At 45.2% G+C, this 14299-nt stretch carries 15 protein-coding genes; 9 read left to right on the forward strand and 6 right to left on the reverse strand.

Annotated elements, in window-relative coordinates:
• Positions 1–4 precede the first annotated feature (4 nt).
• Entirely contained in the window at positions 5–253 is a 249-nt protein-coding gene (locus AC27KT_RS02715; RefSeq protein WP_012520155.1) for a SlyX family protein, read from the forward strand.
• Positions 254–499: 246 nt separating this feature from the next.
• Positions 500–658, forward strand: a complete 159-nt coding sequence (locus AC27KT_RS02720; protein WP_487127164.1) for a hypothetical protein — start codon at positions 500–502, stop codon at positions 656–658.
• Between the two features lie 112 nt (positions 659–770).
• Here AC27KT_RS02720 and AC27KT_RS02725 read toward each other — a convergent pair whose 3' ends face one another.
• Both AC27KT_RS02725 and AC27KT_RS02730 read right to left on the reverse strand, forming a co-directional pair.
• The gene (locus tag AC27KT_RS02725) at positions 771–1880 is read right to left on the reverse strand and encodes a DUF748 domain-containing protein (RefSeq protein WP_487127166.1); all 1110 of its coding nucleotides are present in this window, start codon (positions 1878–1880) and stop codon (positions 771–773) included.
• Between the two features lie 178 nt (positions 1881–2058).
• A complete protein-coding gene (locus AC27KT_RS02730) occupies positions 2059–2265 on the reverse strand; it encodes a YheV family putative zinc ribbon protein (RefSeq protein WP_012520152.1) in 207 nt (68 codons plus the stop codon).
• A gap of 118 nt (positions 2266–2383) precedes the next feature.
• On the opposite strand from AC27KT_RS02730, the gene AC27KT_RS02735 reads away from it, so the two are divergent.
• From AC27KT_RS02735 to AC27KT_RS02750, 4 genes are read left to right on the forward strand one after another with little or no spacing between them, the layout of a single operon-like run.
• Positions 2384–4336 (forward strand): ATP-binding cassette domain-containing protein, encoded by a 1953-nt coding sequence (locus AC27KT_RS02735; RefSeq protein ID WP_487127169.1) that lies wholly within the window; start codon positions 2384–2386, stop codon positions 4334–4336.
• Positions 4323–4823: a TIGR02444 family protein gene (locus AC27KT_RS02740; RefSeq protein WP_487127171.1), complete on the forward strand. Its 501-nt coding sequence runs from the start codon at positions 4323–4325 to the stop codon at positions 4821–4823. The genes AC27KT_RS02735 and AC27KT_RS02740 overlap by 14 nt, the downstream gene beginning before the upstream one ends.
• A 33-nt stretch (positions 4824–4856) precedes the next feature.
• Complete coding sequence (locus tag AC27KT_RS02745; RefSeq protein ID WP_487127173.1) at positions 4857–5891, forward strand: hydrolase; 1035 nt, start codon at positions 4857–4859, stop codon at positions 5889–5891.
• A gap of 60 nt (positions 5892–5951) precedes the next feature.
• Positions 5952–6185, forward strand: coding sequence for a YheU family protein (locus AC27KT_RS02750; RefSeq protein WP_487127175.1), 234 nt, complete (start codon positions 5952–5954; stop codon positions 6183–6185).
• Between the two features lie 93 nt (positions 6186–6278).
• Here the strand turns inward: AC27KT_RS02750 and AC27KT_RS02755 are convergent, their stop codons facing one another.
• Positions 6279–6833, reverse strand: coding sequence for an outer membrane beta-barrel protein (locus AC27KT_RS02755; RefSeq protein WP_131137166.1), 555 nt, complete (start codon positions 6831–6833; stop codon positions 6279–6281).
• Positions 6834–7691: 858 nt separating this feature from the next.
• Here AC27KT_RS02755 and AC27KT_RS02760 point away from each other — a divergent pair.
• Together AC27KT_RS02760 and mdoH are read left to right on the forward strand one after the other, a co-directional pair.
• A complete protein-coding gene (locus AC27KT_RS02760; RefSeq protein WP_487127177.1) occupies positions 7692–9317 on the forward strand; it encodes a glucan biosynthesis protein G in 1626 nt (541 codons plus the stop codon).
• Positions 9298–11289: a glucans biosynthesis glucosyltransferase MdoH gene (gene mdoH / locus AC27KT_RS02765; protein WP_487127179.1), complete on the forward strand. Its 1992-nt coding sequence runs from the start codon at positions 9298–9300 to the stop codon at positions 11287–11289. The genes AC27KT_RS02760 and mdoH overlap by 20 nt, the downstream gene beginning before the upstream one ends.
• Positions 11290–11398: 109 nt before the next feature.
• Here mdoH and AC27KT_RS02770 read toward each other — a convergent pair whose 3' ends face one another.
• The 3 genes from AC27KT_RS02770 to nudE all read right to left on the reverse strand — a co-directional run bounded on the left by AC27KT_RS02770 (position 11399) and on the right by nudE (position 13523).
• Positions 11399–11983, reverse strand: coding sequence for a YceI family protein (locus tag AC27KT_RS02770; RefSeq protein ID WP_487127181.1), 585 nt, complete (start codon positions 11981–11983; stop codon positions 11399–11401).
• A 127-nt stretch (positions 11984–12110) separates the two neighbouring features.
• Positions 12111–12956 (reverse strand): 3'(2'),5'-bisphosphate nucleotidase CysQ, encoded by an 846-nt coding sequence (cysQ, locus tag AC27KT_RS02775; RefSeq protein ID WP_131138128.1) that lies wholly within the window; start codon positions 12954–12956, stop codon positions 12111–12113.
• Positions 12957–12959: 3 nt separating this feature from the next.
• Positions 12960–13523: an ADP compounds hydrolase NudE gene (gene nudE / locus AC27KT_RS02780; RefSeq protein WP_131138127.1), complete on the reverse strand. Its 564-nt coding sequence runs from the start codon at positions 13521–13523 to the stop codon at positions 12960–12962.
• Between the two features lie 71 nt (positions 13524–13594).
• Between nudE and yrfG the strand changes: the two genes are divergently transcribed.
• On the forward strand, positions 13595–14293 hold the full coding sequence (yrfG, locus tag AC27KT_RS02785) for a GMP/IMP nucleotidase (RefSeq protein WP_487127183.1): 699 nt from the start codon (positions 13595–13597) through the stop codon (positions 14291–14293).
• Positions 14294–14299: the final 6 nt, after the last annotated feature.

The raw sequence follows: 14299 nt of genomic DNA on the forward strand, positions 1-14299 counted from the left end.
TTACATGACAGATAAAAGCGCTGAACAGTTACAACAGCAAATAGATAGCGCCAATAGCTATATTGAAGAGTTACAGATGAAAGTAGCCTTTCAAGAACACACTATCGAGGCGCTTAATGAAGCGCTGGCTTCACAACAAAAGCAACTCGATGATTTGGCGTTTAAAGTAAGTCACGTAATAGACCGTGTTAAAAGCATAGAACCGTCTAATATTGCTAAGCAATCAGAAGAAACCCCGCCCCCGCACTATTAAATTTAGCCATTCTTAAATGGGATAGGCGCCACTATGGTTTGCAGAGGCGCCTTGTAGGCAGTCGAAAAAATTAAAAAATCAATTATTGATAAAGCTACGTTATAAAACGCTTCGCGTTAGACACTAGTCTATCTTGTTATGAGTTAGGCTAAGACTGCATTTATCATGACAACCCAACTGAATTACACTTGCGCCCGACATAAAGGTTTCGGTAAGTGAAGCATTTTTTATTTAAGAGAGTAAGTTATGAGCGATTTTGATATGGATGCATTTGATAGCATCGACTTTGACTCTGTTGAGCAGTCAGTAGCAGAGAAACAGGCTGAGAAAGACAAGCAAGAAAGTCAAGAAATCGAAGGCGTGCGCGACGGTGCCAATGATTGTGGTGATAGCTGCACCATATAATACTGTCTTTACCGCTAAGGGCTTTTGCAAAGCTTTTAGCGGCTTTAGTGGGTGAATAAGCCTTTAGCGGTTAAACTTGACAGTAGCAGCGTAAGAAAGAAGCTTAACGTCTTCAACTTGATCCCTCAGGGTTTTCCAACCTGTTTAACTCTAGTCTGTCGAGCTCTATACTTTCCTCCACATCGCCTTGAAACGCTTTAATAAATGCGTTCTTTAATATCGCCGTGAATGCCTCCCACGTTTGGGTGTCTGGGCTAGATAAATCGCCCTCAATAGGAATACGTGTGGCAATTTGGTCTTGGCTCTGATTTTCAAACAGTTCAGTGACAAACGCGGAAATCGCTTCAATACTGCCTTCAATAAAACCATCACCGTCACGTTCAATGTCGCCTTTCCAAGAAAAGACTTCAACGTGATGCAAAATAGGTTTGATGTAACCTTTTACTTGTCCTTCATTAGACGCGATCTCGGCAGCAAGCGTTAGCGTTCCCGCTTCTAAATCAAACGGCGCATAGGTATCAAGCAGGTTTTTAAAATTCACCAGACCCACATTTTCAGCTTGTATATCTAGGTCAAAGGTAGGGGCTTTGGTTGCAGGATTAAGCTTGGCGTCAAACGAAATAGTACCTTGCTCCGCCGTCTGTCCCTGGGCCTTGGCAGTGGCTACCCGCGTGTCTGACAAATTGTCGCTGTTAACCAAATTATTCACTTCAAGCTGAATATCATGAAGCGCAATGTCGATAGCCGGAGAGGTATCAGGATTGTGGAAGGCAATTTTCCCTTCGTTAATGGTGAGCTTGTCTATACGCAGAGGAAATAATTGGTCGGCAATAGACAGCCAATTTTCGTTCTTACCCGACTGACTCTTTTCTTCCGTGTTTCCGTCTACAAAGTTAATTTCGGGAGAATTTACCACCACCCTGCCAACAGCTGCACCCTTAAAAAGCTGTGGCCACGAAAGTGTGAACTCTACATAGTCAGCCTTGAACAATGGCTTATCTATTTGACCATTCGCTTTATACAGCAAGACATATTCTAAGCTGTAGGCACCTCGCCACAGCATTAAATCGACATCGCCCACTCGACCATTGTATTGGTCCGATTGGCTTAGTGTATTGTTAATGTATGTGGCTGCGGCATAAGGAAGGTATAACCTAAACGCGATGAGCATGAGCAATAGCCCAACCACCACATAACAAAATCGTTTTTTAGCGTGTTTCATATTTCACTCCTTATAGAAAGGAATACAAAAAATATGCCTTAGACAGCGTTTTTCCTAGGTAAGGGCGTTAGCCACTACTGGCGCGGTGTATAAAGAAGGTTTTAAAAAGCCTGAGTACAGTATGATAAGGTGTTACACAGGCTTAAGGGTAAGATTTACTTAGGCGTGGGTAGGAATGCTAGTGGGGTTTAAAGATACCGATAACATTTTCGTTAGAGCGCGTAGCAGCACTGACTTTTTCGTCAGTTTGCGCTTCATTGTATCCACACGCGACGCACTCTAACTTTTCTACGTTATTTTCAAAATATAACGAGATCGTATCTAGCTCTTGGCATTTTGGGCACGTAGCGCCTGCTACAAAGCGGCGTTTTACACGTTTTGACATACATACACCTTTGGGAAATTTCGTCGTTATTATACCTTGAAATAGCTTGTGTTGATCAGCTTTTACCTTAAGTTTTTGATACTATACGCGCCCTAGATTGTTCTATCACAGGTTAGTCATGATTAAGCTCTCAAATGTATCGCTACTTCGCGGCCGCAAAATGCTGCTCGAAGAGGCGTCGGCACAGGTTTTTCCAGGCCACAAAGTGGCGCTTATTGGCAGCAATGGCTGCGGAAAGTCCACGTTGTTCGCACTGTTGCGCAGTGAACTAAGCGTCGATGCCGGTGATTGCAGTGTTCCAAGTGATTGGCGAATAGTGAGCGTGGCACAGGAAACGCCGGCATCCGACCGGACTGCGATAGACTATGTGGTGGACGGTGACATGCATCTACGTAATTTACAGGCGCAATTAGAAGCCGCAGAAGAAAGCGTCGACGGTGTAAAGATTGGCCAAATTCACGGTCTACTCGAGCAAGCTGGAGCATACGACGTGGAAGCTCGCGCAGCGACCATTCTTTCGGGTCTTGGCTTTACCAACGCGCAGTTAAGCGCGCCAGTTAGCGATTTTTCAGGTGGCTGGCGTATGCGATTAAACCTCGCTCAAGCGCTGCTTTGCCCTTCAGACTTACTGCTGCTTGATGAACCTACTAACCACTTAGATTTAGACGCCGTGATATGGCTAGAAAAATGGCTTCAACGCTATGCAGGTACCCTATTACTTATTTCTCACGATAAAGCCTTTATCGACAATACGGTTGCACAAATTATCAGCGTTGAGCATCAAAAACTTGTTACCTACACGGGGAATTACTCGTCATACGAAACTCAGCGTGCTGAGCGCATGCGCTTACAAAACATTGAGTATGAAAAACAGCAGCAAAAAGTGGCGCACCTAAATTCGTTTATTACCCGGTTTAAAGCCAAGGCTAGTAAAGCAAAGCAAGCGCAAAGCCGCATTAAACAGTTAGAGAAAATGGAAACACTAATGCCTGCGCACATGACAAGCCCATTTAGTTTTTCTTTTGCGCCGCCGTCGGCACTGCCTAACCCGCTTGTGCAAATGGAAAAGATACAGCTGGGATACGATGATCATATTGTTCTTCAACAGGTAAAACTAAATTTAGTACCCGGTAGCCGAATTGGTCTTCTTGGAAGAAACGGCCAAGGTAAGTCTACGCTCATAAAGCTATTAGCAGGCGTTCACGCGCCAAAACAAGGTGTTTTTAATACGGCTAAAGGTTTAAAGATTGGCTACTTTGCGCAGCACCAGTTAGAAACATTAGATGCTAACGCTACGCCGCTTCTTCACCTGCAACGTATTGATGAAAAAGCTACCGAGCAACAGCTTCGTGATTATCTCGGTGGATTTGGGTTTAATGGCGATGAGGCGTTGGCCCCCGTGGCACCGATGTCAGGTGGCGAAAAGGCGCGCTTGGTGTTGGCACTAATTGTTTATCAAAAACCTAACTTATTGCTGCTGGATGAGCCTACCAACCACTTAGATCTAGAAATGCGCCATGCGCTAAACATTGCGCTTCAAGGTTTTGAAGGGGCAATGGTATTGGTATCGCACGACCGCTTCTTACTTTCCTCGGTATGTGAAGATTTCTATTTGGTAGACAGTGGCGAAGTTGAACCATTTAAAGGTGACTTGGACGACTATCGAGACTGGATTTTAAAACAGCAGGCTGCGGAAAAAGCCAAGGCCAACAGCGACGCTAAAAACGGCGCGCAGCAAGGGGCAGGAGCGCACAGCAAGCCGGAACGCAAGTTAGATCGTAAAGAAGAAAAGCGCCGTGAAGCCGAGTTCAGACAAAGCGTAGCGCCACTTAAGAAAGCCATTGAAAAGCATGAAAAAGCTATGGAAAAATGCAGTAATGCCTTGGCAGAGGTAGAAGCATTACTGGCCGATACTTCGCTTTATAGCGACGACAAAAAAGCAGAGCTAATGAGCTTACTCGACAAGCAAACCCAGCTAAAGCAACAGCTTGAAGAAGAAGAGATGGCATGGCTAGATGCTCAAGAGCAGATAGAGCAAAAACGAGAAGAGTATGACAATGTCAGCGCCTAATTTAAAAAGCAGTGTGTTTTGGGAGTACAGCGTATCTCGCTATACGAAAGGTGATATAGCACCGCTCGCGCTTCTGCTTCAAGACAACCACAAGGTGAATGTAAACGTTCTCTTGCTGATTTGCTGGTGTTTAGAGAATAATGTCATTATAAATCTACCTCAGCTTAAATCGGTTATAGCGGCATCAGCGAGCATTGACGAAAAGTTAAAGCAGCATCGAGAGAAGCGCAAAGCAGCAAGCCCCGAGAAAGGTGGTGAGCAAACAGCTTATGATGCACTTAAAGCGCAAGAATTAGAGCTTGAAAGGCGACAGCAGCAAGAAATTGTTGCGTCTTTTAATGAGCAGGCGGTGACGCAATTGGGTCAGCAAACACCGTCAACGAACATATTTAATGCGTCTATCGCTGCGTTCATTAATGCATACGGACTGCGAGACAACAACGAGGCACGTCAGCTAGTGAGCCTTGTTGTTAACCAATTATCGTAAAAACACAATAAGAAAACACAATAAGAAAACACAATGAGTAAATCAGCGCTATCGCACGGAAAGATAAAAAAAAGTAGCTTTAAGGTGCCGGGATGGGCGAAGAACCGTCATGTGCAAACCATATGGCCGCGTTTTATTCAAAAGCGTTTGCCCCTTTCTTACGACATGGAGCGCCTTACATTACCGGACGATGACTTCGTCGATGTGGCGTGGGGACCAAAGCCACAGGAAACATCGGGTATTGTGGTGATGTTTCACGGTTTAGAAGGCAGCATTAAGTCGCATTATGCGAATGATATGATGGCGCAACTGTCTGTGAATGGTTGGCAAGTGGTAATGATGCATTATCGCGGCTGTAGCGGCGTACCAAACTTAAAAGCGCGAGCGTACCACAGTGGCGAAACGGAAGACCCCAGTTTTTTCTTAGAGTGGCTTCACGATAAATTTCCACGTGTTCCTAAAGTGGCCATTGGTTTTTCTCTTGGTGGCAACATGCTGTTGAAGCTGTTGGGGGAAAACCCTGCGCAAAAGTGGCTTAAAGCAGCAGTTGCTATTTCTTCGCCACTTAAACTCTCTGAGTGTGCAAAATCAATAAATCAGGGTTTTTCTCGTGTGTATCAAAAGTATTTACTTACTAGCATGAAAGATACTTTGCGCAAGAAAATGGAGTACATCGATTATCGCAAGCTTATTCAGCTAACAAAAAGTGATGTGGAAGAGATCACCAGCTTTACCCAATTCGATGAAAAGATCACAGCGCCGCTTCACGGCTTTGTTGACGCGCAAGACTACTATGAAAAGTGTAGTGCGTATCACTTTCTAAGTGCCATCCACTGCCCTACGCTCGTTTTGCATAGTATCGATGACCCCTTTATGAATCACTTAATTGTGCCCAAAGAAGAAGAACTTGCGCGTAACGTGACGGTAGAACTAAGTGAACGAGGCGGTCACGTTGGGTTTATGCAAGGCTCTATCCTAAATCCAAAAGTATGGCTGCACGAACGGGTGAAGCGTTTTGTAAGTGAAGCCTTACCAGTGAATACAACGTGTCGCTACGTCAGCCGCTAGTGTTGGGCTGATGATGACGGCCTATAAACCTACTCAAACGCTTTTTAGCAAGGAGTGTGAATGATAATCCCCATTGACGCACTAGAAGCCGATACGCTTTATAGTTTGGCCGAGTCTTTCGTGCTGCGAGAAGGTACGGACTATGGCGCTGAAGAAGTTGCGCTAGATGTGAAAGTTCAGCAAGTGTTAAACAGATTGAAATCGGGCGAGGCGGTGCTGGTCTATTCAGAACTTCATGAAAGTGTAGATATCAAAAGAAAAGAAGATATTGAGCCCAGCGACACTGCTGAATAGAAAGCGAAGCGATAGAATAACCGTCTACTTGAAATACAGACACCAAAAAAGCCGGGTCGAGCAACCCGGCTACCTACCTGAGGAGAGGAAGGTTTAAAACGCGTAACGTGCAGTTACTTGCATAATGTCTAAATCATCAATGATTCTGTAGTTTGCACCTACAGCCCACTGCGGCGTAATGTAGTAGTTAGCGCCTACTCTGAATGTCGCTTCACCATCGTCTACGTCGTAGTAGCCTACTTCACCAGCAAGCTCTACCTGCTCTGTAATCATTGAGCGAAGGCCAGCATTAATGCTGTAACCGGTTTCGTCATTCACATCGCCGTCAATGCGCTCTAAATTGGCACCGAAGTACGCGTCTGTGGTCGCGTTTACAGGTAAACGATAGCCCGCACCTAGTGTCAGCATATCAAAGTCAAAGTTGCCCTCTTCAAAGAAGCTATACTCGCCGTTTAGGTACCAGTTGCTGTTTAATAGGTATTTACCGTTAACGGTTAAACCGTCTGGCTCAAAAGACTCGTTGTCGTCAAAGTCCATTTTGGTGTAACCACCTTCTACGTAACGCCAGTCAGGTTTGTCGGCCATTGCTGTAAGAGGAAGTGTTGCCGCCGTTAGTGCTGCTGCAATAAGTGTGATTGATTTACGCATGTGATAACTCCTTAGTATATTCAGTAACCTACCTTGCTAACCGCAAACATTTTTGTTCTTCAAAAACCTTCTAGACTTTTCGTAAAAGCTTTAACCGTTTCACAATGGTTCTAGCCTTTACACGATGGTTCTAGACAGTTCGCTAAACGTTTAGCTAGTCAGTGCTTTACAGCGCTTTGTAAAAGGTTACTCAGTTGATGAGCACAAAGCTGAATTCGCCTTTATGCCATCTTTGTTATTTCCGTTAAGAAATAGTGTCCGATAATTTTATCAACATGATGAATTGCAAAGCGTTTGCCAACTTCTTAAAAAGCGAGCGAGAATGAGCAGCGTTATTTATCTATCTAACTAATTAATATAGATAAAATCCTTAGGGAAAAAGTAAGCGAGCAATGTCTTACCAAGTAAAATTGCGTAGTGGTAATACCATACAGACAAATTGGCACGTTCAACTGTCTCTAAAAAACAACAGTTAACCTTTTGTCTAACTCATCGGACAAATTTACAACAAGGTAATCATGGCCGACTTCTAATGATACGAAATGTAAGCAACTGTAAATAAAGGTAATTGTAAAATATATTGTCGCTTTATTCGTATTGGAACAGCTTTTGCTCAAGTCATTATGAGTTATCCAACGTTCACTCAAGCGATTTAGCAAGGAATTCGGCTTTCGCGATATCCGCGATGCCAGTGAACACAGAAAGGAATAGAGCACCTTTCTCACATGGCTTCAATCAGCCCTTTTTTTAGATTTGCATCTTAAGTAACAGACTCACTGTTAACAGTAATATGTAGCAAGGCAGTAAAAGGGTGTGGTGGCCATCTGGATAACCATTGTTTTCATAAGGAGAGGACAAATGGCTAAGCCAGTTTCAATTTTCGGTAAAGTGTTACAAAAGAATGCACACCAGCGCAGCAAGCTATCTCGCATTCTTCTAGCGATGAGCAGCGTCATCGCATTATTTGCGTTTCAACAAGCCGCAGCTGTAGAGGTGAACGATACTAATCAACCTCAAAAAGCATCCCCCGTTCTTCAATCTATTATTGACGCTGCTCGCAAGTCAGCGACAGAGAGCTATGAGCAGGACGATCACGGATTAAACAGTAAGCTTAAAGAAATTGACTACACAACGTATCGCTCAATTCGGTTTAAGCCAGAGCAGAGCCTCTGGCACGGCGAAAATGACTACGAACTGCAGTTTTTTCACCCGGGTTTTTTGTATGAATACCCCGTCACTATCCACACTATTGGCGAAAGCAATAAGCCTGAACGTTTAGCGTTTAACAGCGACATGTTCAACTACGATGGGTCTGCGTCGGGGTTAGCTGGCTTAACGGACGAAAAGTCAGGGTTCGCTGGATTTCGCGTTCACTATCCTATTAAGAACGAAGAGTACAAAGATGAATTTGCTGTATTCCTCGGCGCTTCATATTTTCGTTTGGTAGGTAAAAATCAAGTTTATGGTATTTCTGCTCGAGGTTTGGCAATTGATACCGCTTTAGCAAAAGGTGAAGAGTTTCCTCACTTCACTGAGTTTTGGGTCATAGAACCGAGTGAAGGCAAGCCTATTACTATTTATGCCCGTCTTGAAAGCCCTTCGGTGGCTGGGGCTTATAAGTTTGTTATCCAGCCTGATATTGATACCAGTGTAAAAGTTGAGAGCTGGTTATTTGCCAGAGATGACGTAAACAAGTTAGGCATTGCGCCGTTTACCAGTATGTTTTTGTATGGCGAGAACACAGAAAAGCGCCATGACGACTATCGTCCAGAGGTGCATGATAGTGATGGTGTACTCATGGTCACTCACGCTGGCGAAGAAATTTGGCGTCCACTGACTAATCCTGCACGCCTTCAAGTCACGTCACTTAGCGACGCAAACCCTAAAGGATTCGGCATGCTTCAGCGCGACGGCGAATGGGATAATTACCTTGATGCTGAGGCTAATTACCATATACGCCCGGGGCTTTGGGTGACGCCAGAAGCAGGTTTTGAGAAAGGCCGATTAGAAGTCGTCGAAATTCCGACTAAATCCGAAATTCACGACAATATCGTGGCATTTTGGACGCCTGAAAAGCCATTCAATTCGGGCGAATCACTGTATTTCGCTTACGAGCTTAAAACCGTAGAACAAAATCCGTTTGTCAGTGAACTGGCCTCAGTAGTACGTACCCGCCAAGGCAAGGCTGTGTTGCCGGGTGACGAGTTTAAAAACGACAGTCTAAATACGACACGACAGTTCAGCGTAGACTTTAGCGCGCCTTCTGCCGTTGCTTTTGATAGTGAGTCGATGAAGTTGGTGGTACAGGGTACTAACGGCACGATTTCTCAGCAGCGCCTTTATCCCGTTGCTGACGGACAAGAGTGGCGTGCCACTTTCTTCCTAAAGCCAAAAGAAAAGCAAACGGTAGATATGCGCGCTTACATTGAGAAAGACGGTAAGCGTGTGAGTGAGGTTTGGAATTATGTCTACCAGCCAAAATAATCACACTATTACATCATCATCGGACGAGGCTAAAGCCGTGCCTCAGGTTAAAAGTGATGGCACTGCAAGTGCTTCACACTTCATCTTAAAAGGAGAGCATATGCGTTTGTTTATCATGGCAATGCTAGTTATTCCAAGTACGGCATTGGCCGGTTGGAGTTTATACGAGATCTTTTTACCTAACGGCCTTACTAACTTAGAGATCGCACAGTTGGGGTTGGGGCTAACCCTGTTTGCTTGGCTGTGCATGGCATTTTGGACAGGCATTATTGGTTTCTTTTTGCAGCTTTTTAACATCGACCCGCTAAGCTTGCGCAGAAATCAATCTCAGCCTGATGCTACTGCGCCATTAACGCAAAAGCACGCCGTGGTCATGCCGGTTTATAACGAAGATACCCGCCGTATCATGGTAGGGTTTGAAGCTTGTATTCGCGAGCTGATGGAAAGTGAAAACAGTTCGAAATTCGACTTTTTCATGCTTAGCGACACCCGTGATACGGAAAAAGCGGATGCAGAGCTACGTGCTTTTACCCGTTTGAAAAAGCGTTTAGGTGCCTTCTCTAGCCAAGTGTTTTATCGTCGTCGCGAACAAAACCTACACAGAAAAGTGGGCAACCTTAAAGAGTTTTGTGAACGCTGGGGCGCAAATTACGAGTCAATGATTGTATTAGATGCCGACAGCGTAATGACTGGAGAGCGCATGCAAGACTTGGCGCGTCGTATTGAGCAAAACCCCGATACGGCGCTAGTGCAGACCATTCCAATGCCGGTACGTCAAAACACCTTCTTTGGTCGTTTTGTGCAGTTTGCCGCTCACCTGTATAGCCCAATGTTAGCAACAGGACTATCGTTTTGGCAGACAGATAGTGCGAACTATTGGGGGCACAATGCTATTATTCGTATTGCACCGTTTATGCAGCATTGCGGACTACCTACCCTTGAAGGGCGCGCGCCTTTTGGTGGCGAAATACTAAGCCATGACTTTGTTGAGGCTGCGCTTTTGCGCCGTGCTGGCTGGCAGGCCTACTTGCTTACCGACACTACAGGCAGCTATGAAGAAGTACCAAGTAACATTGTTGACTATGCTATTCGCGATCGCCGTTGGGTGCAGGGCAACATACAGCATTTAGGGCTATTGAACGTTAAAGGTCTTAAAATGGCGAACCGCCTGCACTTCTTATTTGGTGCGTTTGCGTATATCTCTTCACTCATATTATTTTGCATGTTGGCGCTAGGTACGGCAGATGCGTTAATTCGCGCTACGTCAGTACCTGAGTTCTTCGTGTCTGAATACCAGCTGTTCCCTAGTTGGCAGGTTGCGCGTCAAGACATGATGATGGTAACCATGTGGGGCACCGCCGCCTTACTGTTCTTACCTAAACTTCTAGGTATTGCCCTAGCTTTAGTAAAGCGTCGGGGCGAATTTGGTGGCGCCTGGTCCTTACTTAAAGGGGCAGCAATTGAATTGGCTATGGCCGTGCTTATTGCACCGCTAATGATGTTCTATCACAGTTATTTTGTTATCAGTGTGTTTATCGGCCACTCAGTTAAATGGGAAGCGCAAGAGCGCGAAGGGCGCAAAGTGCCGTGGAAAGTTGCAATTAAACACACGCAAATTATGAGCTGCTTAGCGGTAGCGTGGGGCGTAACTACCTTCTACTTCACCCCGTCGCTATTTATGTGGCTGTTACCTGTATTGGTAGGCATGGTGTTAGCAGCGCCGGTTATCCGCTTAACAAGCAGCGATAAACTGGGCATAGCCATGCGTAAGTGGGGCGTATTTGTTATCGACCAGGAAGTGAATGAGTGTAAAGCACTTAAGCGTTTACGCGTTGCAATGGGGTATTTTGCTATCTCACAGCACAAGGCAGACATCCCTGCACTCCCTGATAACGTGTGGCAGAACATGCCAGAGCAAGTGCTAAGTGAAAAACCACTGCCTATGCGTCATAGGCTTCCTAATAGCGCATAATAGACTCACAGTAGATATCAAAACAAAAAACCGCACATGTGTGCGGTTTTTTAATGCGTTTATTTACGTGCCACCTAGGTTTTTATCGATAGGTGGCAATAACTGTGTTTTATTGAGTAAAAGTAACGGAAAACGTAACAGGTACGGTTGTCGTTATGCTCTTAAGCCCTGCAATTTTTTGAAGCGCGGCTACGCCTTCAGCAAGTCCGAAAGACTCTGCTTTAATAAGTGTAGGAGCTGTAGTAGATACAGTTAGCGTATCGTCGTCCACCTTACTTGCTTTAACAGAAAATGACGTAGGAACAGCTTTCCCATGCAACATCAATATACCGTCTACCTTACCGTTAACGACTTGACCCGCTTTCAGGTTCATCATCGACTCAGGTAATTTGGCTTCAAACGTTGCCTGTGCATATTTGCTCACGTTGAACAGCATTTCTTGCATTCGCTTATTGCGAATATCAATAGCCGTATTTACTGACGATAAGTCTACCGCCACGTTGAGTTTGCCACCTTCAGACAGCGTACCATCAAAGCTATCAAACTTATGTACTTCGGTGACCTGTGCATTCTTCGTTGATAAGAAGTGTAGTGCACTTGTTTCGCCGTCTATTGACCAATCGGCTGCGGCAGGAAATGCTAGCCCACATGCGAGCAATGCTGCAGATAACGTGCGAATACGTGTAGTCATCATAGGTTACTCCTTTTACTTTTTGGTTCCATCTGGCTTGATTTAACCACTACCAGAGTAATGTGGCCCAGCAACATTACTACGCTATTATACGTAGGTTAACACGCTGCGCTAAATAAATTATTACGCGCTAGTGCTGATGTGGGTTTACGAAGTCATCATACTGGACTACATCTTGCCATGGCACCCTTTGATCGCCCATTACCACAAAATCTGGGTTCTCTAGCGAATGACGCTGATTGTAGGTAAGAGGTTCGAAGTTAGCGGCGGCAATACTCCCTCCGGCTTCAGAGACAATGCATTGCGATGCGCCAGTGTCCCATTCGCCGGTAATACCGATGCGCATAAACACATCAGCTTTTCCTTCGGCAATAAAGCAGGCTTTCAGGGAACAGCTTCCCAATGGAAGCGTTTGGTATACGCGCTTGGCGCACATTCTGCTGAGCACTTTTTCTCTTGACTGGCGACGGCTTATTGCAATCATCACGACACTATTTTTAGGATCGTCTAGCTTGCGTACGCTAATGGGATGATCGCCATCAGGTGAAGACTTAAATGCCCCTTTTCCCTTTTGTGCATAATACAACGATTGCCCAGGAGGCCAGAAGATAACGCCTATAGTAGGTTCATTGTTCTCAATTAGGGCAATGTTAACCGCAAAGTCACCACTTCTAGCGATGAACTCTTGAGTGCCGTCAATAGGATCGATTAACCAATAACGTGGCCAATGCTTTCGCTCTTCTAAACTTGCGTGTTTGTTTTCTTCTGAGAGAATAGGGATATCAGGCGTCGCGGCTTGTAAGCGTTTGTTGATGATATCGTTTGCCAAATAATCTGCACTGGTAACGGGAGACGCATCGTCTTTTTGATAAGCGTCAAACTCCCCTTTATCGTATACGTCTAATACGGCTTCACCGGCTTCGATGGCAATTTCTTTCGCAAGTTCTAGTAGGTCGGCATGGGCGTCATCGGGCATTGTTTATTGTTCCTTAAACCACTTTTGAGCTAAAAACAGCGCGGCTATGCAGCGGGCTTCAACAAAGTCTTCTCGTGCAAGTAAAGCATCTGCTTCATTTAAAGGCCAGTGAATCACCTCAAGAGGTTCAGGTTCATCGCCTTCAAGCTGCTTAGGATACAAGTCGCGGGCCAAAACAATGGTCATATTGGCATTAAAAAAGGTGGGTGCCATGCTGACCTTGTGAAGCTCCACAAGATCGTTTGCCGCGAAGCCAGCCTCTTCTTGTAGTTCGCGGTTAGCCGCTTCAATGGCAGTTTCACCAGGGTCAATTAAGCCTTTTGGAAAACCTAGTTGATACGAATGTGTGCCGGCAGCATATTCGCGAATTAACACCATGGTGTTTTCATCAAGCATGGGCACTATCATTACCGCGCCCCTGTTTCCGCCAGCCATCCGCTCGAATTCACGTGTGGCGCCGTTTGAAAATTCAAGGTCTAAGCGCTCCACCCTAAAGAGTTTGCTTTGCGCAACGATTTCACGAGAATGAATTTGTGGTAACGGTTTGTTCGGATCAATTTTTGGCATGTCTATCGCTACAACTTTGTTATCATACTTGTATACAATTTCTTAGCTTACTTCATTATAAGGAAAATCGCTTGCCCTTTCTGCCCTGGAATGAAATAGAAACTGTACTGCTAGATATGGACGGTACGTTGCTGGACCTTCACTATGATAACCAGTTCTGGCTGCACCATTTGCCTAAGCGGTTAGCTCAGATAAAAGGTATTTCTGAGGCCGAGAGCCAAAAAGAAATGAGCGCGCGGTATGAGTCAGTATTTGGGCAAATTCAGTGGTACTGCTTAGACTACTGGGCTGAAACTCTTGCAATGGACTTAGAAAATGAGTTTATGCCGCTTAAGCGAGAGTTGGCGCACTTGTTAGCCCTTCGCGACGATACGATTCCCTTCCTCGATGCGCTTCATGACTCAGGCAGGCAAGTAGTGTTAGTAACCAATGCGCATCCAAACAGCCTAGCGCTTAAGATAGAGCATACCCAGCTTGACGCGCACATCGACAACCTTATTTCTACCCATGAATTTGGCGTAACCAAAGAGTCTCAGCTTTTGTGGGAGCGACTACAGAAGAGAGTGCAGTTTGATAATAGCCGCACCTTATTTGTCGATGACTCACTGCCTATTTTGAAAGCGGCACAGACGTACGGTATCAAACATTTACTTGCTGTCGACAACCCTGATAGTACCTTGCCAAATCGCAATATTAGTGAATTCCCAGCGGTACGCGATTACCGTTTAATGTTAGAGGATATCAAGCAGAACCCTGTTGGTACTGTTTGAGCGGAC

The organism is Alteromonas sp. 5NW40-0090 (genome assembly GCF_057552975.1).

Excerpts from the sequence above, each read along its gene's own strand:
- AC27KT_RS02720 (WP_487127164.1), top strand. The coding sequence starts at position 500 with ATGAGCGATTTTGATATGGATGCATTTGATAGCATCGACTTTGACTCT.
- AC27KT_RS02740 (WP_487127171.1), top strand. The coding sequence starts at position 4,323 with ATGTCAGCGCCTAATTTAAAAAGCAGTGTGTTTTGGGAGTACAGCGTA.
- AC27KT_RS02715 (WP_012520155.1), top strand. The coding sequence starts at position 5 with ATGACAGATAAAAGCGCTGAACAGTTACAACAGCAAATAGATAGCGCC.
- AC27KT_RS02730 (WP_012520152.1), bottom strand. The coding sequence starts at position 2,265 with ATGTCAAAACGTGTAAAACGCCGCTTTGTAGCAGGCGCTACGTGCCCA.
- AC27KT_RS02735 (WP_487127169.1), top strand. The coding sequence starts at position 2,384 with ATGATTAAGCTCTCAAATGTATCGCTACTTCGCGGCCGCAAAATGCTG.
- AC27KT_RS02725 (WP_487127166.1), bottom strand. The coding sequence starts at position 1,880 with ATGAAACACGCTAAAAAACGATTTTGTTATGTGGTGGTTGGGCTATTG.
- AC27KT_RS02755 (WP_131137166.1), bottom strand. The coding sequence starts at position 6,833 with ATGCGTAAATCAATCACACTTATTGCAGCAGCACTAACGGCGGCAACA.
- mdoH (WP_487127179.1), top strand. The coding sequence starts at position 9,298 with ATGTCTACCAGCCAAAATAATCACACTATTACATCATCATCGGACGAG.
- nudE (WP_131138127.1), bottom strand. The coding sequence starts at position 13,523 with ATGCCAAAAATTGATCCGAACAAACCGTTACCACAAATTCATTCTCGT.
- AC27KT_RS02745 (WP_487127173.1), top strand. The coding sequence starts at position 4,857 with ATGAGTAAATCAGCGCTATCGCACGGAAAGATAAAAAAAAGTAGCTTT.
- AC27KT_RS02760 (WP_487127177.1), top strand. The coding sequence starts at position 7,692 with ATGGCTAAGCCAGTTTCAATTTTCGGTAAAGTGTTACAAAAGAATGCA.
- cysQ (WP_131138128.1), bottom strand. The coding sequence starts at position 12,956 with ATGCCCGATGACGCCCATGCCGACCTACTAGAACTTGCGAAAGAAATT.
- AC27KT_RS02770 (WP_487127181.1), bottom strand. The coding sequence starts at position 11,983 with ATGATGACTACACGTATTCGCACGTTATCTGCAGCATTGCTCGCATGT.
- AC27KT_RS02750 (WP_487127175.1), top strand. The coding sequence starts at position 5,952 with ATGATAATCCCCATTGACGCACTAGAAGCCGATACGCTTTATAGTTTG.